The sequence below is a fragment of the Clostridium sp. CF012 genome (genome assembly GCF_018861755.1).
Lineage (GTDB): Bacteria > Bacillota > Clostridia > Clostridiales > Clostridiaceae > Clostridium_AD.
The window spans coordinates 22,407-46,669 of record NZ_JAHLEF010000040.1; the positions used below are offsets into that span (position 1 = coordinate 22,407).

At 30.6% G+C, this 24,263-nt stretch carries 24 protein-coding genes, 4 pseudogenes and 1 riboswitch; of the genes and pseudogenes, 7 read left to right on the forward strand and 21 right to left on the reverse strand.

Going from position 1 to position 24,263, the window contains the following annotated elements:
• Positions 1-70: 70 nt before the first annotated feature.
• Together ade and KPL50_RS22755 are read right to left on the reverse strand one after the other, a co-directional pair.
• Entirely contained in the window at positions 71-1,795 is a 1,725-nt protein-coding gene (gene ade, locus KPL50_RS22750; RefSeq protein ID WP_216300824.1) for an adenine deaminase, read from the reverse strand.
• A 118-nt stretch (positions 1,796-1,913) separates the two neighbouring features.
• Entirely contained in the window at positions 1,914-2,591 is a 678-nt protein-coding gene (locus KPL50_RS22755; RefSeq protein ID WP_216300825.1) for a ribonuclease H-like domain-containing protein, read from the reverse strand.
• Positions 2,592-2,827: 236 nt separating this feature from the next.
• Between KPL50_RS22755 and KPL50_RS22760 the strand changes: the two genes are divergently transcribed.
• Genes KPL50_RS22760 through KPL50_RS22770 form a run of 3 tightly spaced genes read left to right on the forward strand, consistent with a single transcriptional unit; the run spans position 2,828 to position 5,052 of the window.
• Complete coding sequence (locus KPL50_RS22760) at positions 2,828-3,052, forward strand: FeoA family protein (protein ID WP_216300826.1); 225 nt, start codon at positions 2,828-2,830, stop codon at positions 3,050-3,052.
• A gap of 33 nt (positions 3,053-3,085) precedes the next feature.
• A complete protein-coding gene (gene feoB, locus KPL50_RS22765) occupies positions 3,086-4,849 on the forward strand; it encodes a ferrous iron transport protein B (RefSeq protein WP_216300827.1) in 1,764 nt (587 codons plus the stop codon).
• A 41-nt stretch (positions 4,850-4,890) separates the two neighbouring features.
• Positions 4,891-5,052, forward strand: a complete 162-nt coding sequence (locus tag KPL50_RS22770; RefSeq protein ID WP_216300828.1) for a FeoB-associated Cys-rich membrane protein — start codon at positions 4,891-4,893, stop codon at positions 5,050-5,052.
• A gap of 49 nt (positions 5,053-5,101) precedes the next feature.
• Here the strand turns inward: KPL50_RS22770 and KPL50_RS22775 are convergent, their stop codons facing one another.
• The 3 genes and pseudogenes from KPL50_RS22775 to KPL50_RS22785 form a co-directional block, all read right to left on the reverse strand.
• Positions 5,102-5,809 (reverse strand): ribonuclease H-like domain-containing protein, encoded by a 708-nt coding sequence (locus KPL50_RS22775; RefSeq protein ID WP_216300829.1) that lies wholly within the window; start codon positions 5,807-5,809, stop codon positions 5,102-5,104.
• Between the two features lie 200 nt (positions 5,810-6,009).
• Entirely contained in the window at positions 6,010-7,719 is a 1,710-nt protein-coding gene (argS, locus tag KPL50_RS22780; protein WP_216300830.1) for an arginine--tRNA ligase, read from the reverse strand.
• Between the two features lie 523 nt (positions 7,720-8,242).
• Positions 8,243-10,315 (reverse strand): annotated as a pseudogene (locus KPL50_RS22785) (thioredoxin domain-containing protein).
• 214 nt (positions 10,316-10,529) lie between these two features.
• Here KPL50_RS22785 and KPL50_RS22790 point away from each other — a divergent pair.
• Positions 10,530-11,267: a hypothetical protein gene (locus tag KPL50_RS22790; protein WP_216300831.1), complete on the forward strand. Its 738-nt coding sequence runs from the start codon at positions 10,530-10,532 to the stop codon at positions 11,265-11,267.
• Positions 11,268-11,383: 116 nt separating this feature from the next.
• On the opposite strand, the gene KPL50_RS22795 is transcribed toward KPL50_RS22790, so the two are convergent.
• From KPL50_RS22795 to KPL50_RS22855, 13 genes and pseudogenes are all read right to left on the reverse strand, one after another.
• Positions 11,384-11,539: a hypothetical protein gene (locus tag KPL50_RS22795; RefSeq protein ID WP_216300832.1), complete on the reverse strand. Its 156-nt coding sequence runs from the start codon at positions 11,537-11,539 to the stop codon at positions 11,384-11,386.
• A 290-nt stretch (positions 11,540-11,829) separates the two neighbouring features.
• Positions 11,830-12,177 carry a hypothetical protein gene (locus tag KPL50_RS22800; RefSeq protein ID WP_216300833.1) on the reverse strand — a complete coding sequence of 116 codons (348 nt, stop codon included), beginning with the start codon at positions 12,175-12,177 and terminating at the stop codon, positions 11,830-11,832.
• Between the two features lie 263 nt (positions 12,178-12,440).
• Entirely contained in the window at positions 12,441-12,860 is a 420-nt protein-coding gene (locus tag KPL50_RS22805; RefSeq protein ID WP_216300834.1) for a hypothetical protein, read from the reverse strand.
• A gap of 90 nt (positions 12,861-12,950) precedes the next feature.
• On the reverse strand, positions 12,951-13,154 hold the full coding sequence (locus KPL50_RS22810) for a hypothetical protein (protein ID WP_216300835.1): 204 nt from the start codon (positions 13,152-13,154) through the stop codon (positions 12,951-12,953).
• A 72-nt stretch (positions 13,155-13,226) separates the two neighbouring features.
• The gene (locus KPL50_RS22815; RefSeq protein ID WP_216300836.1) at positions 13,227-13,442 is read right to left on the reverse strand and encodes a hypothetical protein; all 216 of its coding nucleotides are present in this window, start codon (positions 13,440-13,442) and stop codon (positions 13,227-13,229) included.
• Positions 13,443-13,587: 145 nt separating this feature from the next.
• Entirely contained in the window at positions 13,588-13,815 is a 228-nt protein-coding gene (locus KPL50_RS22820) for a DUF3885 domain-containing protein (protein WP_216300837.1), read from the reverse strand.
• A gap of 3 nt (positions 13,816-13,818) precedes the next feature.
• Positions 13,819-14,145: a hypothetical protein gene (locus tag KPL50_RS22825; protein ID WP_216300838.1), complete on the reverse strand. Its 327-nt coding sequence runs from the start codon at positions 14,143-14,145 to the stop codon at positions 13,819-13,821.
• A 282-nt stretch (positions 14,146-14,427) separates the two neighbouring features.
• Positions 14,428-14,571: pseudogene (locus KPL50_RS22830) on the reverse strand (DUF255 domain-containing protein); the annotation flags it as partial.
• A 380-nt stretch (positions 14,572-14,951) separates the two neighbouring features.
• The gene (locus tag KPL50_RS22835; protein WP_216300839.1) at positions 14,952-15,629 is read right to left on the reverse strand and encodes a hypothetical protein; all 678 of its coding nucleotides are present in this window, start codon (positions 15,627-15,629) and stop codon (positions 14,952-14,954) included.
• A gap of 236 nt (positions 15,630-15,865) precedes the next feature.
• Positions 15,866-16,026, reverse strand: a pseudogene (locus KPL50_RS22840) (DUF255 domain-containing protein); the annotation flags it as partial.
• 277 nt (positions 16,027-16,303) lie between these two features.
• Complete coding sequence (locus tag KPL50_RS22845) at positions 16,304-18,886, reverse strand: RyR domain-containing protein (protein ID WP_216300840.1); 2,583 nt, start codon at positions 18,884-18,886, stop codon at positions 16,304-16,306.
• A gap of 102 nt (positions 18,887-18,988) precedes the next feature.
• Positions 18,989-19,420 carry a hypothetical protein gene (locus tag KPL50_RS22850; RefSeq protein ID WP_216300841.1) on the reverse strand — a complete coding sequence of 144 codons (432 nt, stop codon included), beginning with the start codon at positions 19,418-19,420 and terminating at the stop codon, positions 18,989-18,991.
• A 156-nt stretch (positions 19,421-19,576) separates the two neighbouring features.
• Positions 19,577-20,182, reverse strand: coding sequence for an FMN-dependent NADH-azoreductase (locus KPL50_RS22855; RefSeq protein ID WP_216300842.1), 606 nt, complete (start codon positions 20,180-20,182; stop codon positions 19,577-19,579).
• Between the two features lie 177 nt (positions 20,183-20,359).
• Between KPL50_RS22855 and KPL50_RS22860 the strand changes: the two genes are divergently transcribed.
• Positions 20,360-20,731, forward strand: a complete 372-nt coding sequence (locus KPL50_RS22860) for a helix-turn-helix domain-containing protein (protein ID WP_216300843.1) — start codon at positions 20,360-20,362, stop codon at positions 20,729-20,731.
• Between the two features lie 57 nt (positions 20,732-20,788).
• Here the strand turns inward: KPL50_RS22860 and KPL50_RS22865 are convergent, their stop codons facing one another.
• The 3 genes from KPL50_RS22865 to KPL50_RS22875 all read right to left on the reverse strand — a co-directional run bounded on the left by KPL50_RS22865 (position 20,789) and on the right by KPL50_RS22875 (position 22,477).
• Positions 20,789-20,941 (reverse strand): hypothetical protein, encoded by a 153-nt coding sequence (locus tag KPL50_RS22865; protein ID WP_216300848.1) that lies wholly within the window; start codon positions 20,939-20,941, stop codon positions 20,789-20,791.
• Positions 20,942-21,124: 183 nt separating this feature from the next.
• Positions 21,125-22,177 carry a DMT family transporter gene (locus tag KPL50_RS22870; protein ID WP_216300844.1) on the reverse strand — a complete coding sequence of 351 codons (1,053 nt, stop codon included), beginning with the start codon at positions 22,175-22,177 and terminating at the stop codon, positions 21,125-21,127.
• Positions 22,178-22,195: 18 nt separating this feature from the next.
• Entirely contained in the window at positions 22,196-22,477 is a 282-nt protein-coding gene (locus tag KPL50_RS22875; protein ID WP_216300845.1) for a metal-sensing transcriptional repressor, read from the reverse strand.
• 416 nt (positions 22,478-22,893) lie between these two features.
• A riboswitch (guanidine-I (ykkC/yxkD leader) is annotated at positions 22,894-22,989 on the forward strand.
• Between the two features lie 43 nt (positions 22,990-23,032).
• Between KPL50_RS22875 and KPL50_RS22880 the strand changes: the two are divergent.
• A pseudogene (locus KPL50_RS22880) lies at positions 23,033-23,398 on the forward strand (phenylalanine--tRNA ligase beta subunit-related protein); the annotation flags it as partial.
• Positions 23,399-23,416: 18 nt separating this feature from the next.
• Positions 23,417-24,106 carry a radical SAM protein gene (locus KPL50_RS22885; protein WP_216300846.1) on the forward strand — a complete coding sequence of 230 codons (690 nt, stop codon included), beginning with the start codon at positions 23,417-23,419 and terminating at the stop codon, positions 24,104-24,106.
• The last annotated feature ends 157 nt before the right edge of the window (positions 24,107-24,263 follow it).

The window sequence follows — 24,263 nt, forward strand, 5'->3', positions numbered from 1 at the left end:
TCCCTTAAATGGACTAACTAAAAAAACACACTCCTATTGAATATAGGAATGTGTTTTAGATATAATTGAATTATTTTTGGTTTTTATTTTCCTCGTTATTTAACGTAAGTTGTATAAACCCAAATTTATTATAGTGGAACAATCCTCTAGCAGTAATTTTAACTTCAGGTATTACTGGAAGTGCCATAAAAGATAAACTTATAAAAGGATCATATTCGTCGCGTACTCCAAAGCTTCTAGCAATCCTACTAAGCCTCTTTAGATTTTCTGCCACCATATAAGGAGTTTCAAAGGACATTATACCACAAATTGGCAAGCTTAACTGAGCAATAACCTTTCCCTCTGAAACCATGGCTATACCACCCCCAATAGTAACAAGCGTATTCACAGCCACCTCCATGTCCTTATCATTATCCCCCACCACTATAACATTATGAGAATCATGAGCTATGGTTTGCGCTATGGAGCAATGTTTTAATCCTAGTCCTTCTATGAATGCAACAAAATGCTTGCCTGTATTATGATGCCTTTCAATTACTGCTATTTTCAGTATATCTTTTTCTACTGTCCTTTTTATATATCCAAATTCATTTTCCGTTTTTCTCTGAACCAATTTAGTCTGCAGGGAATTGGGAATTAGTTTTATCACATTTATATACTCTAGCGTACTTTGGATTTTGAAAATTTCACTATTTATGAAATCCATATGCATTGAAGAATTTATCTTTAAATTAACGTATTTTTTATCCTCTAATTCTGCATACTCCTTACCATTTTTTATAATTTTTTTTATGTTTAAACCCTTTAGGTCTTCAAATATTACCAAATCTGCTTTATAACCTGGTGCTATAGCACCTCTATCCTTTAAATCATAGCACTTAGCTGCATTATATGAGGCCATTATAAATGCCTTTATAGGACTCAGTCCCAGTTTTATAGAAACTCTAATACAATTATCTATAGATCCAATTTCTAGTAAGTCATCTATATGCCTATCATCACTGCAAAATAAGAATCTTCCAAAATTACGATTGTTAACAGCAGGAAGTACGTCTTTTAAATTTCTTGCTGCGGAGCCTTCTCTTAGCATAACGTACATTCCCCTGCTTACTTTATGTGCTGCTTCCAGAATATTAGTACATTCATGATCTGTTCTTATACCGCAGCTTAAGTATGCGTTTAGCTCTTGCTTTGAAATATTAGGACAATGCCCGTCAATATGTTTATGCTTTGCCATATCTATTTTTCTCAACATATTTTCATCTAAATTTACAACTGCAGGCACATCCATTATCTCTCCAAGTCCTAATACTCTATTATCATTTATTAAACTTTCTAAATCATCTGAATTAAGAGTGTAGCCATTATCCTCAATTTTTGTTGCCGGTACACAGGATGGTAGCATGAAAAAAATATCTACGGGGGTGCCCTTACTATTTTTTAGCATAAAACGAATACCATTCATTCCATCTATATTAGCTATTTCATGTGGGTCCGCTATTACTGTAGTGACACCTTTTTTAATTACCACCCTGGCAAACTGCTGCGGCATAATCATGGAGGATTCCATGTGTACATGGGCATCAATGAACCCCGGTGTAACATATAAATCAGTACAATCAATCTCCTCATTCCCTGCGTATTCACCAATGCCTATAATAGTCTCCCCCACTATTGCAATATCTCCTCTATCTATACTTTCAGTAAATACATTAATAAAATTTGCATTTTTTAGAACTAAATCTGCTTTAGCCCTTCCCATAGCTACATTAATGTTTTTCCGAGCACGCTCCATACTCTTCCCCCCTTCAATAATTTATAAAACCATCTTGTATTAAATTATTACTGAAAGGGTCTTAGTATTCCTTTTGCTAAGCTATATATTAAATTTCTTTAAAAATGAAAAAACACAGCTATTGCTGTGCTATAATTTCTTCCGTTTTTAATTGTATTCTATTGTACCAATCTATATAGATATAAAATAAACTGACAACATCTTGTTGATTATATAATAGTATCTTATCTTTTTTCTCTTGAGGCATTCTATTTATATAGTCATCATCTTTTACTATTTTACCAAAGGTTTTAGCTAAATTAGACCCACTTATTAATTCACTTTCACGATCAATGTCAAATTTCTTTTCTAGAGCTTTAAGCCCAATACAAGCTCCTTCGGCTTTTTCATAACATTTTTGTAAATCTATTTCCCCAAAATAACCTTCTAGTATAAAATCGGTTTTATGTGCTTTTAATAAATAATTTATAACTGTAAAATCATTGTTTCCCGAAAAAGTAACGATGTATTTTTTATTATACTTCATTTTCATTTCTTCAAAATAATTTTTAGCTAAAGATAATATTTCTATAGCATCTTTTTTATTTTCTGCCATATATTGAGTAACCTTTAATTCTTTTGAAATTTCGTCATAAACGCAACAACCAAAAACTCCAATACATATAGGTTTTTTATAAATGTAATGTTCTAAATCAAAAAACAATGCATCTTTAAAGAGTTGTTTATTTCCGTCTATGTCTAGTGAGCCTTCTATAGAAATTTCTCCCACCTTAACACTACTAAGTTTTGTAATCACAATATCACTCTTTTCTACTAAGTTTACTAACTTTTCTAGCAAGTTTACTAAAGAACAAACCCATAAATTTGCACATATCTACTTTAAAACTCCACTCCATCATTTTAGCACAATTCCACTATTATATGAAAGCATTTTAAAAATTTTATTGAATTCCCCTTTTATTTTACATTGACAGCAATCGATAATCATGTTAAAATGATACTGAGAATTATTTTCATTAAGGGGTGACTATTATGAGCATTTATGATTTAAAGCCAGGCGATAAAGCACTAATTCATTCAGTTTGCGGTGATGCTAAATTTGCTAAAAGATTATTAGCCTTAGGATGCATAGAAGGCACTGAAGTAACTTTAAAAGCTACTGCCCCTCTAGGAGATCCTATAATTATAAATTTACGTGGTTTTAATTTAGCCATTAGAAAAAATGACGCTAAAAATATAAATATAAAAATGGCATAATTATTATATAGCTATATACTGAGGAGGATTTGAATGATTACGGCTGCACTATTAGGAAATCCTAACGTTGGTAAAACAACTCTATATAATGCACTTACAGGTTCTAACCAATACGTAGGTAATTGGGCGGGAGTAACAGTTGAAAAAAAAGAAGGTTTTATCGATAATAAAATAAAAATTGTTGACTTGCCTGGTATTTATGCCATGGATACTTATTCAAATGAAGAAAAAGTTTCCAAGGAATTTTTACAAAACGGCAATGTTGATGTAATTATTAATATTGTGGATGCATCAAGTCTTGATAGAAATTTATATCTTACCACACAGTTAAAACAATTTAACAAGCCAATAATTTTAGTATTAAACATGGTAGATGTAGCCCTAGCTAAGGGTTTAGTTATTGACTATAATCTTTTATCACAGAAACTAGGGGTAAAAATAATACCTATAGTAGCTTCAAAGGGCAAAGGTATTTCTGATGTTAAAGCCTGTCTGCTTAAAGGGGATTATATTACCACCTCTTCAAATAGCCTAAAATTTAAAGATGAAAAAGAAACTTATGCCTACATTGAAGTTTTACTAAAATCAATCACTAATAAAAAAAATGAAAATAAAGTTTCCATTTCAGAAAAAATAGATAGGATTGTACTTAATAGAGTAATTGCTTATCCATTGTTTTTTGGAAGTTTATTTTTAATTTTTATGTTCACTTTCAGCTGGGTGGGACAACCATTAGCTGATTTTCTAAGTACCTTGCTCAATGATTCTTTTGTTCCATATTTAAGTAAGTTACTTGCGAGTAACAGCCCGTGGTTTTCTTCTCTTTTAATTGATGGTATCGTAGGCGGAGTAGGTTCCGTAGTAGTATTTTTGCCAGTTATCTTGGCATTATTCTTAGGTATTTCATTTCTAGAAGATAGTGGCTATATGGCAAGAGCTGCCTTTATAATGGATAAATTAATGAGAAAAATGGGTCTATCCGGTAAAGCTTTTATTCCCCTAATTGTTGGTTTCGGATGTTCTGTTCCAGCTATAATGTCTGCTAGAACCCTGGAGAGTGATAAAGACAGAAAACTAACTGCACTTTTAGTACCTCTTATGTCCTGCAATGCTAGGCTTCCAGTTTATGCATTGTTTGCATCAGTATTTTTTCCTGGGAAAGAAACACTGATTGTATTTTCATTATACTTAATGGGTATTGGACTTGCTTTTGGAATTGGTATCTTATTTAAAAAAACCTTGTTTAAAAAAGATGAAGAACCTTTTATTATAGAATTACCAGAATATAAATTACCAGAACCAAAGAGCTTGTTAATACACACTTGGGAAAAAGGTAAAGGTTTCTTAAAGAAAGCCGGTACTATAATCTTCTCAATTTCTGTAATTGTGTGGTTTTTATCAAATTTCAACATTACAGGTATGGTTGATATAAACTCTAGCTTTTTAGCTGCTATTGGAAAATTTATAAACCCAATATTTATTCCACTTGGATTTGCATCATGGCAAAATTCCATAGCACTATTAACCGGTCTTATGGCTAAAGAAGTAGTTGTAGGTACAATGGGAGTTATATATGGTAGCAATTTAACGAATGTCTTGCCTAATCATTTTACGCCATTATCTGCTTATAGTTTCTTAGCTTTTGTATTACTCTACACCCCTTGTGTATCAGTAATAGCAACTATGAAAAAAGAATATGGAAATAAAATGGCTATTTTTTCACTAAGCTATCAATTAATACTCGCATGGATAGTTTCTTTTATAATCTTTAATATAGGTAGTATTATAATAGGATAATAAAATAAAAATAGTATAAGATATAATGAGGTGATTGACCAGTGGAATTTATTATTGTGGGTGTGATTGTTATTGCAGCTGGATATATATTGTATTCTAACGTAAAAAAACAAGCAAAGGGTGATTGTGGTTGTGGAAACGGCTGTAAGGGTTGTAGCCATAGTTGTGAGGTAAAGCCAGCTATTAAGAAAAATAATGGTTAGTAAGAAAAACAGTCCCATAGTACATTTGAATGTACTATGGGACTGTTTTTTATGATAGTCGGCTATTTACTACTTTTAGTGGCTGATTTGTGTTTATATTATTATTTAAAAGTGACATTTGTTTTTTAGCTGATTTTTCTTTCCTCTTTGAATCCAAGTCATTTTCAATAGTATTAATCACTTTGAAAATTTTAGGCAAGTTTAGGACATCCTCATAATTGTGAAGCATGAGGATTTCTTTTAGTTTTTCATCATGTTTTACTAGGTATTCATTATATATTTCAACGCTCCTAGCTCCACTTATTTCATCTCGCCTTTTAATACCAGTAAACTTCTCTACACTTTTTAAACTACAGTTCTTCATTCCCATCTTTTTATGGAATGGTCTTATAATCTTAAACAAGTCGATATGTTCACTAGGCAGTCTAAACCCAAGATTATATCTATTCATCTTTCTAATTACGAAAGGTTCATCAAAAGCTGTACCATTATAAGAACACCATTTTTCAAAATTGTTCATAGATTTCTTAAGCTCTTTCAAAATACTCTCCTCTTCACAAGGCGATTCTGCAAAATATTGAACAATCTTAAATTGATCTTCGTTTAAGTAATATCCTAGTGATATCAATACTATTTTATCACGTTCAAAATCAAAACCTGTAGCTTCAATATCTAAATACGCAATAGTGTCCATCTTATATTTTCTAAAAATCTCCTTGGGTAAAATAACGTTAACTTCATATTCTTTGATAAACATAGTTCCCCCTAATCTATAAAAAAAGAAAAGTATTACAACAAATGTTTTTTATTTGCTAAGTAATTCTAAATAAATTTTACATTTTTCTATATTTTAATAATACATTAAAAACTAGGTTATTGCAAATCCTTGCAATAATGCACAAACAAATAAACAACATATATCATGTTATTTATTTGTTTGTACCTAAGCTCAATGTTTTACATTCTATCTACTACTTCTATACCTATAAGGTTTAATGCATTCTTTATTACTTGGCAAGTAGCTTCTAACATTTTAATTTTAGCTTTTTTATTAGATTCGTCTTCTAAATTAGCTATATTATGCTGGTTGTAGAATTTATTAAAGGATTTAGCTACCTCAATAACGTATCTTGTAACCATAGATGGTTCTAATTTATCAATAGCATACATAATTGAGTTTTGGAAACCCTCTAACTGTTTTACAAGTTCAAATTCTTCCTTAGAATCTAATTTATTGTAATCAAGCTCTATATCAGAGATAATTCCATTGCTATTTTCTTCAACTTTTCTTAATATGCTTTTTGCTCTTGCATAAGTATATTGAACGTATGGACCTGTTTCTCCGTCAAAGCTAAGCATTTCTTCCCAATTGAAAACAATATCTCTTTCTCTATGATTTTTCAAATAAGTGAATATGATAGCGCCTATTCCTACTTTTTTAGCTACCTCTTCTTTGTTTTCTAGTTCTGGATTTTTCACGTTTATTATTTCAAGAGTTTTCGCCACTGCTTCACTTAATAGCTCATCTAAGAAAATAACATCACCTTTTCTTGTAGATAATTTTTTATCTGCAAATCTTACAGTTCCAAAGGGTACATGAACACAATCATCTGCCCACTCATTACCCATAAGCTTTAATGTAGTAAATACTTGCTTAAAATGAAGGGCTTGATCTTTTCCAACCACGTAAATATTTTTATGAAAATCATAAGTCTTCTTCCTGTAAGTTGCTGCTGCTAAATCACGTGTTGCATAAATTGTAGCTCCGTCTGATTTTTTAATTATGCAAGGTGGTATATTGTACTCATCCAGCATTACAACCTTAGCGCCATTACTTTCTACAAGTAGACCCTTTGCATCTATATCTGCAATTACCTCTTCCATTTTGTCACAGTAAAAGCTTTCACCCGCGTAAGAATCAAATTTAACGTTTAGTGTTTCATAAAGCTTTTTAAACTCCACAAGACTTAAGTCTCTAAATTTAGTCCAAAGCGCAACTTCCTCTTCGCAGCCGTCTTCTAATCTCTTAAAGTACATTTTTGCTTCCTCATTAAGTGCTTTGTCAATTTCAGCCTCTTCATGGAATTTAACATAAATTCTTAATAATTCTTTAATAGGCTCTTTTTCTAAAGTTTCCTCGTCTACCCAGTTTTTATAAGCATAAATAAGCTTACCAAATTGTGTTCCCCAATCACCAAGATGATTGACTCCAGTGCAATTATATCCTTCAAAAGAAAGTATCTTATATAATGAGCTACCGATAACTGTGGTGAATAAATGTCCTACATGGAATGGCTTTGCTATATTAGGTGATGAATATTCTACTACTACATTCTTACCTTCACCCATTTTAGAAGAGCCATAGTTTTCTCCCTCTTCTAATATTTTTTCTATAGTAGCTTTAATAAATACTCCTTTGTCTAGAAAGAAGTTTACGTAAGGACCGAAACACTCTATTTTTTCAAAACCCTGTTTCTCAATTTTTTCTTTTATGTCATTGGCTATTGCATTAGGTGCTTTTTTCATAGTTTTTGCTAATTGAAAACAAGGAAAAGCAAATTCACCCATTTCAGGTCTTGGTGGTATTTCAATTAGTTTCTCTATTGTCTCTATGTCTAGTTCCACCAATTGTTTAATTCTTTCTGCAACTATTTTTTTATAATCCATATAATTTCCTCCTATACCGCTTTGCGGCAAATAACAATTTTAATTGTTATTTCTAATTTAATAACTCATGTATATTTTAATATAACAAAAAACCCATCTCTAAATAAAGAGACGGGTTATATTTCCGCGGTACCACTCTAGTTGACAATAAAGTCCACTCAATATTTTAACGCTCTTCGCGACTCACCCTATAAGAGTCAGAAATTATTTTTTCTAACTAGTTCAGGCAGCTTCTCCAAGGTTCTTTTCCTAAAATTAATTCGATTAATTTTGTTAAATAGTCACCCATTTAACTTCCTATACCTTACAAGGCTTACACCATCCCCTTGCTCGCTTTAAGATTAATAAGAAAGTACTGTCCTCTTCACAGAATTTAGTTATTATATATTTATTTGATAATACACTATATTATATTACTACTAGTACATTGTTGTCAACTTTTTTTATAGCTGCATCATTTTTGCTAATATTTTTATGCGAAATTCACTCACCTCTAAGGTGGTTGATTGAAATTCGAATTGTATTAACCCTTAATATACTCTGAAAACTTTTTCAAATCAGTTATAGGCTCTTTGCAATTAAAATTTTCACAAATATAAGCTGTAGTTTTTCCCTGCAAGGGCTTATGTGCTTTTATTTCAGAATTTATAGAATTTAACCTTTCATCACCAGTGTTTAAAACTACTGTAGCAAAAGGTAGATAAGTGCTATTAATTTCTTTGATCATAGCCTTTGTTTCCACTTCTTGCTCTTGTCCGGAAAGTATAATATCCTTCCCTGGTACCACGCTATATAATAGTGCCGTCATAAAATAAGCATGAGCACTTTCTATAGTTTTTACCTTTGAAGCAAAAACTTCGAACTGGACGTATGCCTCATTTTCTAATTTACTATTAGCAGTTAATCTAGCAAGCCTTAACATATTTAAAGTAGCCACTGAGTTACCTGAGGGCACTGCACCATCGTATATATCTTTAGGCCTAACAATTAATTCTTCTCCGTCAATGCCATATAAAAACAATCCACCCTGATCTTCATCTTTAAATAAATTAAGCATATTTTCATTAAGTTCAAGTGCTTTAGTTAGATATTCTACCTTAAAGGTGGCTTCGTATAGTTCTATTAGTGCATGAACTAAAAAAGCATAGTCCTCTAAATAACCTAAATGTGCTATTTCACCATCCCTGTATCTAGCCATTAATCTTCCACTTTCATTAATCATATTACTTAAGATAAAACCCATAGCTTTTTCTGCCTGCTGAATATAGCTGCTATTATCAAAAACCCTTCCGCCATAAGCGAGTGCTGCAATCATAAGTCCATTCCAAGAGGTTAATATCTTGTCATCCTTATATGGGTGAATTCTTCCTTCTCGATATTCAAAAAGCCTTAGTCTCATTTTTTCTAGTTTGTGCTGCAAAGTTTCACTTATTTTAGAACTACTTTCCATGCCTATGAGATTTGGAATATTCAGACCTTCAAAATTGCCTATTTCAGTTATATCGTAGTGTTCACAATAGGCTTTATAAGATTGTTCACCTAAAACTTGAGCCACTTCTTTTAGTGTTAATAAATAATATTTGCCTTCTTCGCCTTCACTATCAGCATCTTCTGCGGAGTAAAAAGCCCCTTCTTTCGACGTCATATCTCTTAATACATAAGTGAAAATTTTCTCAGCCACACCCTTGTAGAATAAATTACCAGTAGCTTCAAAAGCCTCCACATATACAGCGGCTAAAAGTGCATTATCATATAACATTTTCTCAAAGTGAGGTACCAGCCATTTTTTATCTGTGGAATACCTTGAGAATCCAAACCCAATATGGTCAAAAATACCGCCCTCATACATGGCTTCCAGTGTTTTTTCTACCATTTCTAAGGCTTTAGGCTCATTATAGTTTTTCCAGTATCTTAATAAAAACCGCAAGTTGTGAGGCGCAGGAAATTTTGGAGAAGAACCAAATCCGCCATAATTCACATCAAAGACACTATTGAAGCTATTATATGCATTATGTATTTCTTCTTCACCTATTTGCTCCCTATTTACCTTTGTATCAATGCCTTTTATATGATCTACTATTCTTTCACTGGATTTTACAATATCCTCTCTTTTTTCGTTCCACTGCTGTGCAAGAGAATTCAGTACATCCATTATCCCTGGCATTCCATATCTACCTTCCACGGGAAAATAAGTACCTGCATAAAAAGGTTTTTTATCTGGGGTCATAAAAATAGTTAAGGGCCATCCACCACTCCCTGTTAATGCTTGACATACCGTCATATAAATACTGTCTATATCTGGGCGTTCTTCCCTATCTACCTTTATTGCTACGAAATATCTATTTAAAATAGCTGCTACTGCTTCATTTTCAAAGGATTCTTTTTCCATTACATGACACCAATGACAAGTTGACTAGTTGCACAGTCAAGAATACCCAATAGAGAGGAATATTGGTTTGTTTTCTGCTTTTGCTTCTGCAAAGGCTTCTTCAGACCATGGATTCCAATTTACTGGGTTATATGCATGCTGTAATAGGTATGGAGATTTTTCATTAACCAATCTATTTGCATTTTGATGCATATTTTCTTTCTGCATAATATCACGCTCCCTTCATATTTTTATTTTATTACTATGCCCAAAAATGCAATCCAATATAATCCCATCGAAACAATATATAAAGATTGAACAATGCGACCCAATAAACTCCTAAACATATTATTGTACCCTTACTGCATAGTAAACGCATACAAAGTTAAGAAAACGATAAAAATATTAGTGAATTACAGCTAAAAATTTAGAAGGTGATTAAATGAAAATTAAAACAAAATTATTAGTTCTTATATTTACAGTTATTTTTATCATTGTTGCAGCAGACCTTAACAGTAATTTATTTTATTTAAATAAAAAAGCACAAATGTCTAATACTACTTTCTCAGAAAATAATAAACTAATTGCTTCATTACCTGAACACAATATAAAACTATTTGCTATTAATCCTCAACATGGAGGTGTTTATAAAGGACTTATGTTGTATATAGATGGCAAGTCGGCTATGTTCAATTGGGAAAGTGACTCAAACCCAACATTTCAACCAAAACTACACCTTGCAGATTTAAATAATGATAAGAGAAGCGAATTAATTATTATTCTAACTACTGGAACAGGTAGCGACATCCACATTGAAGAAGTGCATGTTATTAACCCCGATAATTTTTCAGAAATTAAAGTAGCAAATCCATTAGATATCGTTAAAAATACTATTCAAACAACCATAACAAAACAAAATGATGATGTTTTCATTAAAATAACACTCAATAAGAAAACCAAAATAATAAAAAGAAAAAATTCTGATGTCGGCTTTTGGTTTGAAACTGTATACTTTGAAAATTTGGCTCACTATGATATAAAAAATAATTTATTAACAGTTAGAGTTGGCGCACAAGTATCCCCATCAGGGTTTGTTGGTGAGATTGTTATCACTTATAAATTTTCAGATAACAAATTTGTTCTTAACGATACTACGTTTGAGTATTCCGAAGGTTTATGACACCAATCCTTTAGTTTAATTATTTCTCAAAGGAAGAATTTGCTGAAATCTTATATTAATGCAAAGAAAACATTTGTGTCGTCCATTTAGAAAAATTCGAATTAAGTAAAAAGAATTTACTGATAATAAGTTACTGAGGAAGACTTTACTAATACAATGATTGCAAGAATTTGACAACACATACCTATAATGCTAATAATCCTTCCTGATACAGCCAAACCAATTCCTTTTTCCTCTGAAATATTTATTTCTTTAACAGACTTATAGGACATGACTATTCCCATGATACCAAAGATTAAACCAATAAAAGGTAGGAATATTGATAGAATCCCTAATAATAATGTTGATTTTGATTTATTATTTGTTTTTTCATTTCACACCTCAACTCCATTCTCCACAATATTTTACGAGTATGACATAAAACATTTGTTTAATTATATCATAAATTCTAAAATGAATTATATTTACAAGGATTAAAGAATGGTATATAGCCTCAAAGTGAAAGTAACTCAATTACTATTGTGCTACTTTCGCTAATCCAATCCATTTTACAAATTTGAGTTTATTTTATTATAAATTCAAAAATTGAAAACACCAAAGCAAGTATCATAGCACATACACTAACTTTATCAACTTCTTTATTCTTCTTCCAATTCTGAATGGCTTGAATTAACGCTGACACACCTATCAATGGCACAATTACATCTGCTTCAGTTTTCCAAATACCTAAAATCTGCGTACATACAAATATTATTATGCTTATAGAACAAATATTGCTAAGTACAGACAGCACTTTTTCATCTGTTTGTTTTTTACTCCATTGTTTTTTACGCCAGCTACCATTTCTAAGTACAGACAGCGCTTTTTCATCTGTTTGTTTTTTACTCCAGCTACTTCTCATTTTTCCCATTGTACCTCCAATATGATTAATTATTATTTTATTATCTAAAACGCAATAATCTACAAGTTCATCATAAAATACATATTTAACTATAACATAATTATCATAAATTAAGTATATTCACAATTTTTCAAAGATGAGTAATAGCCTCAAAGTGAAAGTAACACAATTGGTATTGTGTTACTTTCACTTTGTTAATATAACCTAAATATATCAACACCCACGTCATTAGTTAAGGGGTTACTTGTGACGACATATTAGAAGAGTACGACCTAATTGCTTGTAGGAATTACTATTTTTCTTATCTTCTGAGTGTACGTCTTTGAAATAGAATATCCTGTTTCAGTATTATCTTTATACATATACATACCTTTAACACTATCTTTTCCTATCCACAAATATACAGTTTGCATATTTTTATTAAGAGCATGTATCTCCAATATATATTCTGGCGCTACTACATTTAAAATTCCTGGCAATTTTTTAGACTTTTTCATGATTGTTGAAATTTCTTTCAATGTATTTTTGTCATTAATAGATATAATCGGGTTATTTATCTCTTTGTTGAAATTTTCAGCAGTATAAATATCAACTTTCTGATATTTATCGGTACCACCTAAATAAAAATATGTCAAAATGCTAATGGTAATAATTATAAATATAGTAATAGCCCAAATAAACTTACGTTTCATCCCCTCATCTCCCATTATTTAATTTTATGTATTCATAATATATCAATATATTAAAATCCACATCTAATTTTCACACAATTAACGGTCTATTTATTTCCCTTGAGTATTACTATTAATGGCATCAACTATTATTGTTGTACATATTACTACAATCGCACAAAGTAACGATATAACACTAACTACAACACCTGCCTCTGAGGGTCCTGAACCTAAAGCACTACCCACATTTACGGATAGAAATTCAACAATCCCAAAAACTATAAATCCTAATACTAAATAGCCAAAAATTTTCATTTTATAATACCTCCTGTTTTGGCACCTTATTTTACTATTCCGTCACTTTATAATAATACTATGAATCAGATATTATAAAATTTTTATAATAATTACAGCAATTACAATGATTAGCCCATAAATTACATGAAAAACACCACGTTTACTTACTTTATTAAATTCTTCTAAATCTTTTTGATGTGTCAACTCAATTTTATTTAATCCACTAAAAATTTCTTTTAATCCGATGAATAATATTAATATATCAATGCCAATATTAGCAATATTCAGAAAGTGTAGACCTACCATAATGAGAATAACAATACTAAATATATTATCTACTAATGAATATATCTTTTAATTGATTTTCAAAATAACAACCTCCTTACAGTTAATTCGTCATATTTTACAATTGTAACATAACTTCAAATATAGATTATGTTTCTATGCGATGCTAATTCGAGAATCTTTCATCTATTTGTTCACGGTCATAATCAAGTATCCATGCATTTAGTTCTTGATAAAGTGGCATCAATGTATTCTTATCATGAGCAACAATATCAAGTCCTCTATCGTCGTTGCATTTGTTCTTTAAGCAACAACTTTCACCTCCTAAAATAATAAATAATCTTTTTAACGTAATTATATGCAATTGTTGTTCATTAATCTTAGTTTGCGACATATCCTAATTATTAATTTTAGAAAGGTGTTCTAAATACATACAACTTTCCTTATATACCTCACCAGAATGGTCACCATTAAAGTCCATGGATTTATCTATTTCTTCTAAATTATATTCTTTTAAATTTTCCTCTAAATCTGCAACTACAGCAATAAGTCTTAAATCTTCACTTTTAGTCCCTAATAAAATCGCTTTAGATGTAAAAGTTCCAAAACCACTTTTTTCTGCTAAATATTCTGTTAATATCTCTAATATATCATCCTCATTAAACTTAAACAGCAGTGCCTGCTTCTTTTTTTCACTTATGTATTTCCTCTTTTTTTTACTCATGTGTTTCCTCCATTTAATATTGTATTACCATTATACTTTGCGAAACAACTCTTATTAATAATAAGAGCATTATTTTAGATAAAGCTACATACTTTTATAAATATCTCCAAACACAAAGTTATTTAAGTTAGGCATAATTATTTTTATTTTATTAAAAAACATAAAAAAATAACACCAACAATTATGTTAGTGCTTATATAAAAACTTAAAATTCAATATAAACTATTCTTAACCCCTTTAGTTTCAATGGTTGTTGTTTTTTATAAATTGCAGTGTTTAGCTGACATGACACCAATGGCAGACTGAATATCCGAGTGAAAGGAAGATTGGTTTATCTTCTTGTCTGGCTTTCTGAAAAGCTTCTTCTCCCCATGGATACCAGTTTACGGGATTATAAGCATGTTGCAGAAGTTGTTGCGTTATCAAAGAAGATTACATCTTAACGTTTCGTATCTACAACATATAGTTACATTCAAAAAAAATAGTAAAAACTAATAAAGTCTCCCTTCCTTTAAATTAATTTAAAGGAAGGGAGACTTTATTAGGTCGAATGCCCTTTTCAATTGTATTGTTTTATCTAATATATATATCACATTAATTCTGTGCCCCATGTTGACTTTTAAAATTTAATTTATAATCGTAGAATCCACTTAAAAGATAAAAAAAAGATAGAGGTTTTACTACTTACCTAAAAAGAAAAATGAAGGGGAATGAATCAAGGCCAACGTCCAGTTGAACTCCTCGCTCAATAATGTACAAATTTAATCTATTATGACCCTTGAATAGTCAAATTTTATATGGTATGACTATTTAGTAATTTTAACTCTACCTGGTGTACATATAGTACCTTCAGGAATGTTTAAGTGACCAGTACTATCTAATTTGTACTCTTTACCATCTATTGTAAATTTAGAATTTTCTGTGTAACCAAATTGAGAAAAATCATTACGATTATATCCATTTTGTAGATTTGTAAGATCCTCTTGAGTATATAGCCAACCATTTGGTTCAAGAAGCACTTTTTCAGATTCATTATCAAGTTGAATCATTTTTCCAGTCTCAGCACCCAAACTTTCCAGTCTAGCCCTTACTTCTTGCGAATTTGGGAAAAAGGTTCTTAATAAATTTAACTTCTCATCTAAAGGATAATTGCCACCTATAATTTTGACTAATTTAGTTGATTGAGCCATATCATTAAATTCATCTTCCGAAAATGCTTCAGAAACATCCTTATTAGGATACATATCATAAAAAAGTAAGCCTACATTATTATTTTTTTTTACATATATATCCGCATACCCATGCATTAAAGTTTTAATTTTATAATTTGTTCCAATACTCACATTCAAAACATTATTATTAAATTTAAGTTCATCATAATTACCCGAAGAATATTTATTAGTGATTGTATTAATATTATTAATACTATTTGTTTTTTTATTATTAGTACTTAACATGTTATTATAATTATTTCTATAACTCATAAGTGAAGATACTCATTATACAAGTCAAATACCTCCTAAAATTTAGTTTATTTATATAATTATCGACAATACAAAGGTATAGTTTAGTTTTTTTTTAATATCATACTATAGAATAACTTATGTGATAAATTTTTAGAACACATATTATATGCAAATAAAAAACACCTTACACGTTATAAGATGTTGTATGTATTGATATATCAAAGTTTTTCTTGGTTATAGTACCCATTTTGCCACCAATGACAGGTACTGTATCCACTTGAAAGGAGGATTGGTTTATTTTTGCTTTTGCAAAGCCTTCTTCACACCATGAATTCCAATTTACTGGGTTATATGCATGTTGTAACAGGTATAGACTCCTTTCACTAACCAATCTATTAGGCTTTTCATACATCATCTGATTTGACATATTATCACGCTCTCTTCCTATGCTTATTTTTATTACTATACCCAAAAATGCTACCGAATATAATCCGATAGCATTTTTTCTTATAAAAAATTTATTTCTATTTTTAAATCATCTCCACCGCGATTCCATACAATAGAGTCAATAATGATCTTATATAAATTATTCTCTTCTATAGATAAGTCACCCTGGGATAATTTTTCTTTAAACTCATTAATAAACTGACTCTTTCAACACTAACTTGAGTATCTGCATATTTCAGCTTTAACTAAAGTTTAGTCTCACAATGACATAAAGTCTTTAATGGTTCTATCTTAAAATTTGATTTCGCCAATATTTCTGGCCAAATCTTAACCATTTGGTATACCTTGTTTTTCTTGTCCTTTGGCAGCTTGTTCCAAGGTACAAGTGCAGGATTAGTTTTTTTCTTATTATCTTCAACTTCACCATACTTGAAGCCAACCTTTTTTCTATGATGATACCAACGCATATGCTCCTTTTCAGCTAAGACATCTAATTCTTTAATTGTAAATTCTATAAATTCTGGTTTTTCTTTAACAGAAACAACGTCATAATTAATTTTAAGTAAAGCATTAGGAATATTTTTAGCTTGATCACGGTTGAAGTTTTTAAGCTCTTCACTGAGATCCTGCCATAGCATTATAAAATCCCCATTTATATTTGTGTTATTTTCATTAAGCACTTTATGCTTTTCATATATAGCTGTTGCAAGACTTTCAATTTTTTCACTATAGAATGCATCATGCATTAAATGACGTGAAAATTGTTCTTCATCTACATGTAGTTTTAGCTGTTCTTTAGAAGGTAGATAAGATTGTTCCCATTTTTTCGCATTAGTTAACATGCTCATCTCGAGTATTGCTTCCATAGACCTTGATTCATGTTTATACCTTGGAATTTTAAGAAGTGCTCGTAATACCCCATTATCAATTTGAGCCTCTCCGTTATCATTTATAAGATGAGGTACTTTACGCTCCAAAAGTGAACGTAGCAGCATCGCCCTTCGAATTATAAATAAATGATCCCACTTATTATCAGTTTGATTTGGTCCAAGAATATTTACGTAACCCCTTAAACGGCTTAGAAAGTCAGGACCTTTTGCATTTTTAAATTCCAGTAAAAACTGTTTTTGTTCTTTTTCATTTTCAAGGTCTTCTCCACAAAATCCTTTAAAAGTACTGCTTGTTCCACCAGCAAATACAAAAATGGCTTTTCCAATAGGATGAATGGAATCTCCTTCTCTAAATACACCATCCTGCATAGGTGCTAAGAAATATTTTAACCATCCAAGTTTTCCTTCAATAGCTGAATCAAATTCATCAAAAAATACTAGTGGGATTTTTTCACCCAATGCAATATCTCTTACTTTATGAAAAGCATTTACTAAATCTAATGGTGTACTGAATTGAGATAAATTAAAATCTAATTTTTCAATTAAATTTGACGCAATACTATTAGCTACTTCCAGTATACCAAAAGATTTTCCAGACCCAGGAGTTCCAAATACTGCAATTGAAAGAGGCCGAACTGTGTTTTTAGTTGAGATATACTCAAGCATAAGATTTTTAATGCTCCTATAGCTTTCTATTTCTGCTTTATCAACTGTTGTTAACTTTCCAAATCGAGCTATTGGTATAAATTTAAGTGCATTTTTTACTCCATTTTTAACAGTATCATAAGCTATCTCTGCTAAGTTAGTAGAGCTTTTGTCCTTTAAAATGTACCAACAATCACGACAATTAGGATTAGTTGAAGTAGGCACTAATACATCCTGTACATGCTCCGTATATACAAAACCATCCTCCTTTTCCACAAATATATCAGGACTCGGAAATGGAGATTCGGAAACATTTTTACCAAATCCCTCAATAAAATATTTTTGAGCAAAAACAGTCCCTTCACGTATACCTATGCTTATTGATTCAGATAACTCTTCATTATCTTGATTTCCTGAAACAATAGCGCTTGCAAGTCCTGCAACAAAACTTGAGGTAAGTCCATACATTTTACCTTGGGAGTCTTTAATAAAGCCTCCTTCAAATTCATATGGTAGGAAATACAATCTAATTTCAGGTACACCTTGATTTCTATAATAGATGGCACCTTCAAGACCAAAAGGTACTATAAGATGGCGACAATTTGCGAGAAAAGCAAGATTTGGATTATTATTAATTTGCCAAACAAAATCTTGTGCTGTTCTTTCCCAAGAAAGACTTTTACTTATGTTAACTCCCTTCGAACGCAAATCATCACCGTTTATAATTACTACTGTCTTTTCGTTATGAAATTTTTGCAGGTGTTTCCAAAGAGCACTAGAATCAATTGGATTAATCATTTTATATAAGATTATGGGTGATGTTCCGGATGTTTTTAAAGCTAAAGGCCAAAATTCTTTATTAGAGTTAAAGCCATTATTTTCATCATCTAATATAATTATATCTACACTCGGGTCGTCGTTAATAATAGGAAGTAACCTCGGTACACCAGACACCGGGCCTGTAAAACCCATAAAACGACTTATTCTATAAACTTTTTCATTATTGTTTTTATCATCAAATGTAGGAAAAAGCTCTACCTCTGCAGTAGAACTAAGATACTCTCCTGGTAGAATTAATTCTATATCATGCATCTGTGGTGAAAGTACAGATGCTCCTGTTGCCAAAGATACAAGTTTTGATAGAAGTAAAGCTTGCCCTGGTTTTAAAGTACTTCGCATATTTAACTGAGTTTGCCAATTCAAACCTGTATTACTTTGAGGATATGTTATCCGCTGCAACAAATTCACACATATATCTCCTGATACAACAATTTTTATATTTTTATTTTCCATATTTAAACTCCTATTTACATTTTTCATAAGTTATTTGTCTAAAATTTTATCTTAATTATTCTAAATTTACAATGGTAATTGTTGTATATTGATATCAAATACTTAATCTAATAACTGAATTTCATTCTTGATCAAATTAGCAAAATTCTGATTTTGTTCTGCAACTTTAATAATATATGAAAGTATGTTACCAGGGTAATCAATTATTTCCTTTAAGACTATGCTTTCAATAGACCTTCTTGCCAATGAAACGCTGCAATTTTCATTATGACCTTCCATACATTCCTTACATATTTTACATATAGATGCTATACATCTTGCCACCATTATATTATCATAATGTTTCATATCTTCTTTGGGTATAAGTTGCAATCCATCCTTAACCATTGTCAGTCCATTTTTTTGAATTGAATTTACTACGCTTAAAGCAAATCCAACATTACATTTTGATTTAATGCACTGAGGTGTTTCGTAATCTTTACAGTCCAAACATATTTGTTGTAAGTTACTAATTTCATTATTAATGTAATCCATATTTTCCCTCTTTCTTAATTATACTCTACCATTGTCAAGTAGGATATTTTATGTTGCTATAACATATTTACTATCTATAATGAGTAATATTAATAAATAATGGATAGCTTGAATTTAACTATCCATTCTTTGTTAATATTAAAATTTTAAAGTAAACTAAAAATCCTTTGCTTGCTGTTGAGCCTTTTTAATTGCGTTTTCCACAATTAGTTCTACATCTTCACCAATAACATCCAGACCCTCTGCTGTTATTGTAGTAAAATCAGTTATCCCAAAGAAACCAAAGATTGTTCTTAAATATCTCTCTCCCATTTCATACGCTGCAGCTGGTTCCTCTGAATATGCTCCACCTCTTCCGACAATATGAACCACTTTTTTCCCTTGGCATAGACCAACTGGTCCCTCAGCAGTATATTTAAATGTAATTCCTGTAACACATACATAATCGATATATGCCTTAAGTATTGCAGGTACACCTAAGTTCCACATTGGTGCTGAAATTATATATTTATCTGCTTCAACGAATTGATATGCATATTTTAGAATTGGATGATTTTTACTTTCTTCAGTTTTGGGTCCAAAGACAGAGTTAATATCACTTTCTGATAAAAATTTAATATCTTCTTTATAAAGATCCAGAGTAATAATTTCATCATTGGGATTTAGTTCTCTATACTCTTCAACAAATTTGTCGGAAATTTTAAAAGTTCTTGATGTTCCTTCTGGTTTTGCATTTGCTTTAATATATAATACTTTACTCATGTTTTTCTACCCCTTTAAAATTTATTATAATATTTACAAATCAATTTTTGATAGCTATCTTTGATCAATTTTCTATGATACTATTATATTGTAATATTATAATATTTTTTAATCAAGTACGCACTTTTTTGTCATACAGTGACAAAAAAGTCATCACTAACTAGCGAGGTGTTTAAAATGGAGCTGTTAACAAATAGACATGAAGAATGTTATATGAAAGAAAAGTGCCTTCAGTATGAAAAGTGTCCGATGGTTCTAATTCAGGACATGATTTCCGGCAAATGGAAAATATTGATTTTGTGGTACTTGAGTTATTCTAAACTCAGATTCAGCGATATTCAAAGAAAACTACCTAATGTTTCTCAAAAAGTGCTCTCACGACAGTTAAAAAGTTTGGAAGAAGACAATCTTATACACAGGAAAGTCTACCCTGTTGTACCACATAAAGTTGAATACAGCTTAACAGATGTTGGTAGAAAACTAATTCCTATTCTAGAAACGTTTCATAAATTTGGAGCTGAGTATCTAGAAGAGGGTCTTAATAAATGAAATATGGAATTAATGCGTAATATCTTTTATGAACATGACACCAATGACAAGTGTTTTTCATGAACCATTAGCAGCTAAAGCAGTTATCCTTTCCATAAAAAAGAACCCTATGTGTGCCCCATTTCCAGCTCTTGAACGTTCAACCGAAAAAGTTATCTTTTTCCCAACCTTCATCATCAAAATCAATTGCAAGAAAATAGCAGGTTTCATCTATTATTTCTCAATATCCGCCTTTAGCAAATTAACAACCAGTCTAACCTTAAAATTATTTTACACCTTGTTTAGTGTTTACAATTATGTCCTACTATGTGACTATATATCATAAGCATAAGTATAATAAATTAATTAATAGTATAAATAGTTTATACTCTATTGGCTGAAGTAAAATTAATTTTAATGAGCATGACTATGATGAATATCTTGTGTGTGCTTATGTGAATGCATATATTCCTCATGACTATGAATATGATTATGCGTTCCGATAATAGTTTTATCGTGAGTATGGATATGATGACCCTCATCATGACTATGGCTATGCTCATGAGTTATTACATTATGACTATGATTATGTTTATGTTTTTCTGTTGAGGCAAAATACGTACCTATAATCATAATAACTAAAGCTATAACAAATGAGAATGTTGGTATTTCTCTAAAAATTATCAGTGATAACCCCACCCCAATAAATGGTGCTATAGCATAATAGGCACTTGTTCTTGCTGCTCCCAATTCTCTTTGAGCATAGATATAAAAGGATATACCTAATCCATAAGCAAAGAATCCGAGTAGGAGGGCTGATATGATATAAGGGATATTATTTATTTGTTCACCTAATATAAATGCAATTAGTAAAGACCCAATTCCAGAACCAAATCCTTTAATTACAACAATTTCTAATGGGTCTTTTACAGATAATTTTCTTGTACAGTTATTTTCAAGTCCCCAACAGGTACATGCAATCAATACAAAAATTGAACCAAAAGAAAAGGAAAAACTACTTAAATCTTCTACAGATAAAATAATACTTGATACAGTAATTAGAGCAATAGCACCCCACAGTCTTTTGCTAATAGATTCTTTAAAAATTAATAAAGCAATTAGAGCGGTTGCAACAATTTCAAAATTGTTAAGTAGTGATGCATTAGCAGCAGATGTCATGGTAAGCCCATACATTAAAAATATAGGTGCTGCAATATCTAATACAACCATTCCAATTATATATGGAAGTTCATGTTTAGTAAGTCTCGCTTCAGTTTTCTCTTTAAATTTCTTATGTTTAATAAATTGAACAATGGCTATTCCGCTTCCTGCTCCTAGATATAGAAATGATGCCATCAGTGTAGGGGGGATTTCTTTTAACAGTAGTTTGGATACGGGTGAACTAATACCATATAATGCCGCTGCTAGTATAGCAAAAGTAGTTGCCTTATATTGTTTATTTTCCATTTTAAATACCCCCAAATATTATTTTATGAACTTATCAATAGCACTATTCAAATCTTCTAGTACCTTCTTATCTCCAGTTTCTACTGCATTTACAACACAGGTATTTATATGGTCTTGTAAAATAATTTTCCCAATATTATTAACTGCCGATTTTACTGCTGCAATTTGAATAAGAACTTCACTGCAATCTCTATTATCCTCTACCATCTTTTTAACAGATTGCAAGTGCCCTATGGCTCTAGATAGCCTATTGATAACCGCCTTAGTATTTTCATGTTCGTGATTATGTTGTTCACACATATTTAAACCTCCATTTAATATCCCCCATAGGGGGTTAATGAAATTATACCATTATTTTGTTTTGATTCCAATATTAACATTAAAACTAAATTTTATATGAACATCTAATACATAGATTTATCAATAGGGTATAAATAGTCTATTACCATTTATGCCCTATTGTTTTGCTATATTAAAATACTTATGACGTACTTTTATTATTTTTATATTTAATTGTTTAAAAAAAACACAAAAAAATAATACCAACAATTATGTTAGTACTTATATAAAAACTTAAAGTTAATACAAACTCAGCTAAAAGCCTTTTAGTTTCAATGGTCTTCATTTTTTATAAATTGCAGTGTTTAGGTTACATGACACCAATGACAAGTACATTGCGTGAATTACCTACCAATCTATTAATTATAAGAATATATAGTTTAGTTTTCTAGGGTTCCGCAATTTATAATTGGCTGCTCCGAGAGAAAACACACAGTTTACTGTGTACACGGAAGGATAAAAGCCTGGGAGATATTTAATAATATTTCTATAGGCTTATTTATTTCTTTTTAATAAGCCATGATATGTGGTGAGGATATCGATACATTTGCTTCTGATATAAGATTGACTAATGCAGTTGGAAATGAAAATTTTGTTACATTAGGAACGGATAAAAGTGAACCACCATATGAAGGTGAGATAATATATAAGGATAATGAGGGAGCAATTTGCAGGTACTGGAATTGGCGTGAAGCAGTAAGAACAATGCTTACTGAAAATACAACTAATGCTTTTTTATGTATTGAATTAACTGATGAAAGTAGATTAATAGAATTTCAGGATGCATTAAAAGAACTAGCAAACGCAGTACTAGACAATTTAGGTGGAACAAGCAAAATTTCAATTTTAGATATCAATAATAAGGAAGTAGTAATAGATTAATCTTAGGAGGATATAGTAATGGGTGGTTTTAGTTATAAAGAGATTTATATTGAAGATGATAAAAGGGTACTGGAAGTAAATATACTGCCTGAAAAGCATTGTAATTTTGACTGCATATTCTGCCCTATTGGAAGGTCATACAATAAAGTAGATACACAACAATCATTTGATGAAACGGATGACTCATTAAGAGAATTAGAAAGTATGATAGAAAATAATAAGGTAGAATTAGTTTTTATTAACTCAAAGGGAGAAGCCCTTGTAAATAGCAAAATTAGTGATATTATTGACCTAATCAAAAGTAAGGGAGTACCTGTACGGCTACTATCTAACGGTTATTTATTGGGTAGAGATGAATATATACGTATAGCCAATAAGTGTGATGAAGTTATTGGAGAGATAAAAGCAATTTCAGAAGAAGACTTTCAAAAAGTCCAAAGACCAATTGAAGGATATACACTAAAAGAATATATTTCAAATATGATCTCATTTAATAAACAATTTGAAGGAAAATTTATTTTAGAAGTAACTATTATTAAGGGCTATAATGATACAGAGGAGTCTATTGATAAGATAAAAAATATTATTAGTGAATTGTCTCCAGATAAGATAATTGTTGAAAGAATGAATGATGAAAAATTCAAGAAAAAACTTGGCATATCTGACGAAAGACTTGATGAAATTTCAAAAGTATTACTAAATATTTAACTATACTAATGAGCAACCTTCTTAATGTACGACCCAATGTTCTTAACAGAGAATGTTTATAGATTTGTGTAAATAATTTTAGACAAGTATATTTCAACTGAAATTAGTATGGGAATTCACTCCTGTACTAATTTTTTATTTTTATGGTAATACTAAT

Excerpts from the sequence above, each read along its gene's own strand:
- KPL50_RS22805 (WP_216300834.1), bottom strand. The coding sequence starts at position 12,860 with ATGAAACGTAAGTTTATTTGGGCTATTACTATATTTATAATTATTACC.
- KPL50_RS22865 (WP_216300848.1), bottom strand. The coding sequence starts at position 20,941 with ATGAAACCTGCTATTTTCTTGCAATTGATTTTGATGATGAAGGTTGGG.
- KPL50_RS22835 (WP_216300839.1), bottom strand. The coding sequence starts at position 15,629 with ATGAGTTATAGAAATAATTATAATAACATGTTAAGTACTAATAATAAA.
- KPL50_RS22825 (WP_216300838.1), bottom strand. The coding sequence starts at position 14,145 with ATGAGTAAAAAAAAGAGGAAATACATAAGTGAAAAAAAGAAGCAGGCA.
- argS (WP_216300830.1), bottom strand. The coding sequence starts at position 7,719 with ATGGATTATAAAAAAATAGTTGCAGAAAGAATTAAACAATTGGTGGAA.
- KPL50_RS22760 (WP_216300826.1), top strand. The coding sequence starts at position 2,828 with ATGAGCATTTATGATTTAAAGCCAGGCGATAAAGCACTAATTCATTCA.
- KPL50_RS22815 (WP_216300836.1), bottom strand. The coding sequence starts at position 13,442 with ATGGTAGGTCTACACTTTCTGAATATTGCTAATATTGGCATTGATATA.
- KPL50_RS22860 (WP_216300843.1), top strand. The coding sequence starts at position 20,360 with ATGGAGCTGTTAACAAATAGACATGAAGAATGTTATATGAAAGAAAAG.
- feoB (WP_216300827.1), top strand. The coding sequence starts at position 3,086 with ATGATTACGGCTGCACTATTAGGAAATCCTAACGTTGGTAAAACAACT.
- KPL50_RS22845 (WP_216300840.1), bottom strand. The coding sequence starts at position 18,886 with ATGGAAAATAAAAATATAAAAATTGTTGTATCAGGAGATATATGTGTG.
- KPL50_RS22800 (WP_216300833.1), bottom strand. The coding sequence starts at position 12,177 with ATGGGAAAAATGAGAAGTAGCTGGAGTAAAAAACAAACAGATGAAAAA.
- KPL50_RS22885 (WP_216300846.1), top strand. The coding sequence starts at position 23,417 with ATGGGTGGTTTTAGTTATAAAGAGATTTATATTGAAGATGATAAAAGG.
- KPL50_RS22855 (WP_216300842.1), bottom strand. The coding sequence starts at position 20,182 with ATGAGTAAAGTATTATATATTAAAGCAAATGCAAAACCAGAAGGAACA.
- KPL50_RS22820 (WP_216300837.1), bottom strand. The coding sequence starts at position 13,815 with ATGTCGCAAACTAAGATTAATGAACAACAATTGCATATAATTACGTTA.
- KPL50_RS22870 (WP_216300844.1), bottom strand. The coding sequence starts at position 22,177 with ATGGAAAATAAACAATATAAGGCAACTACTTTTGCTATACTAGCAGCG.
- ade (WP_216300824.1), bottom strand. The coding sequence starts at position 1,795 with ATGGAGCGTGCTCGGAAAAACATTAATGTAGCTATGGGAAGGGCTAAA.
- KPL50_RS22875 (WP_216300845.1), bottom strand. The coding sequence starts at position 22,477 with ATGTGTGAACAACATAATCACGAACATGAAAATACTAAGGCGGTTATC.
- KPL50_RS22775 (WP_216300829.1), bottom strand. The coding sequence starts at position 5,809 with ATGTTTATCAAAGAATATGAAGTTAACGTTATTTTACCCAAGGAGATT.
- KPL50_RS22850 (WP_216300841.1), bottom strand. The coding sequence starts at position 19,420 with ATGGATTACATTAATAATGAAATTAGTAACTTACAACAAATATGTTTG.
- KPL50_RS22790 (WP_216300831.1), top strand. The coding sequence starts at position 10,530 with ATGAAAATTAAAACAAAATTATTAGTTCTTATATTTACAGTTATTTTT.
- KPL50_RS22810 (WP_216300835.1), bottom strand. The coding sequence starts at position 13,154 with ATGAAAATTTTTGGCTATTTAGTATTAGGATTTATAGTTTTTGGGATT.
- KPL50_RS22795 (WP_216300832.1), bottom strand. The coding sequence starts at position 11,539 with ATGTCCTATAAGTCTGTTAAAGAAATAAATATTTCAGAGGAAAAAGGA.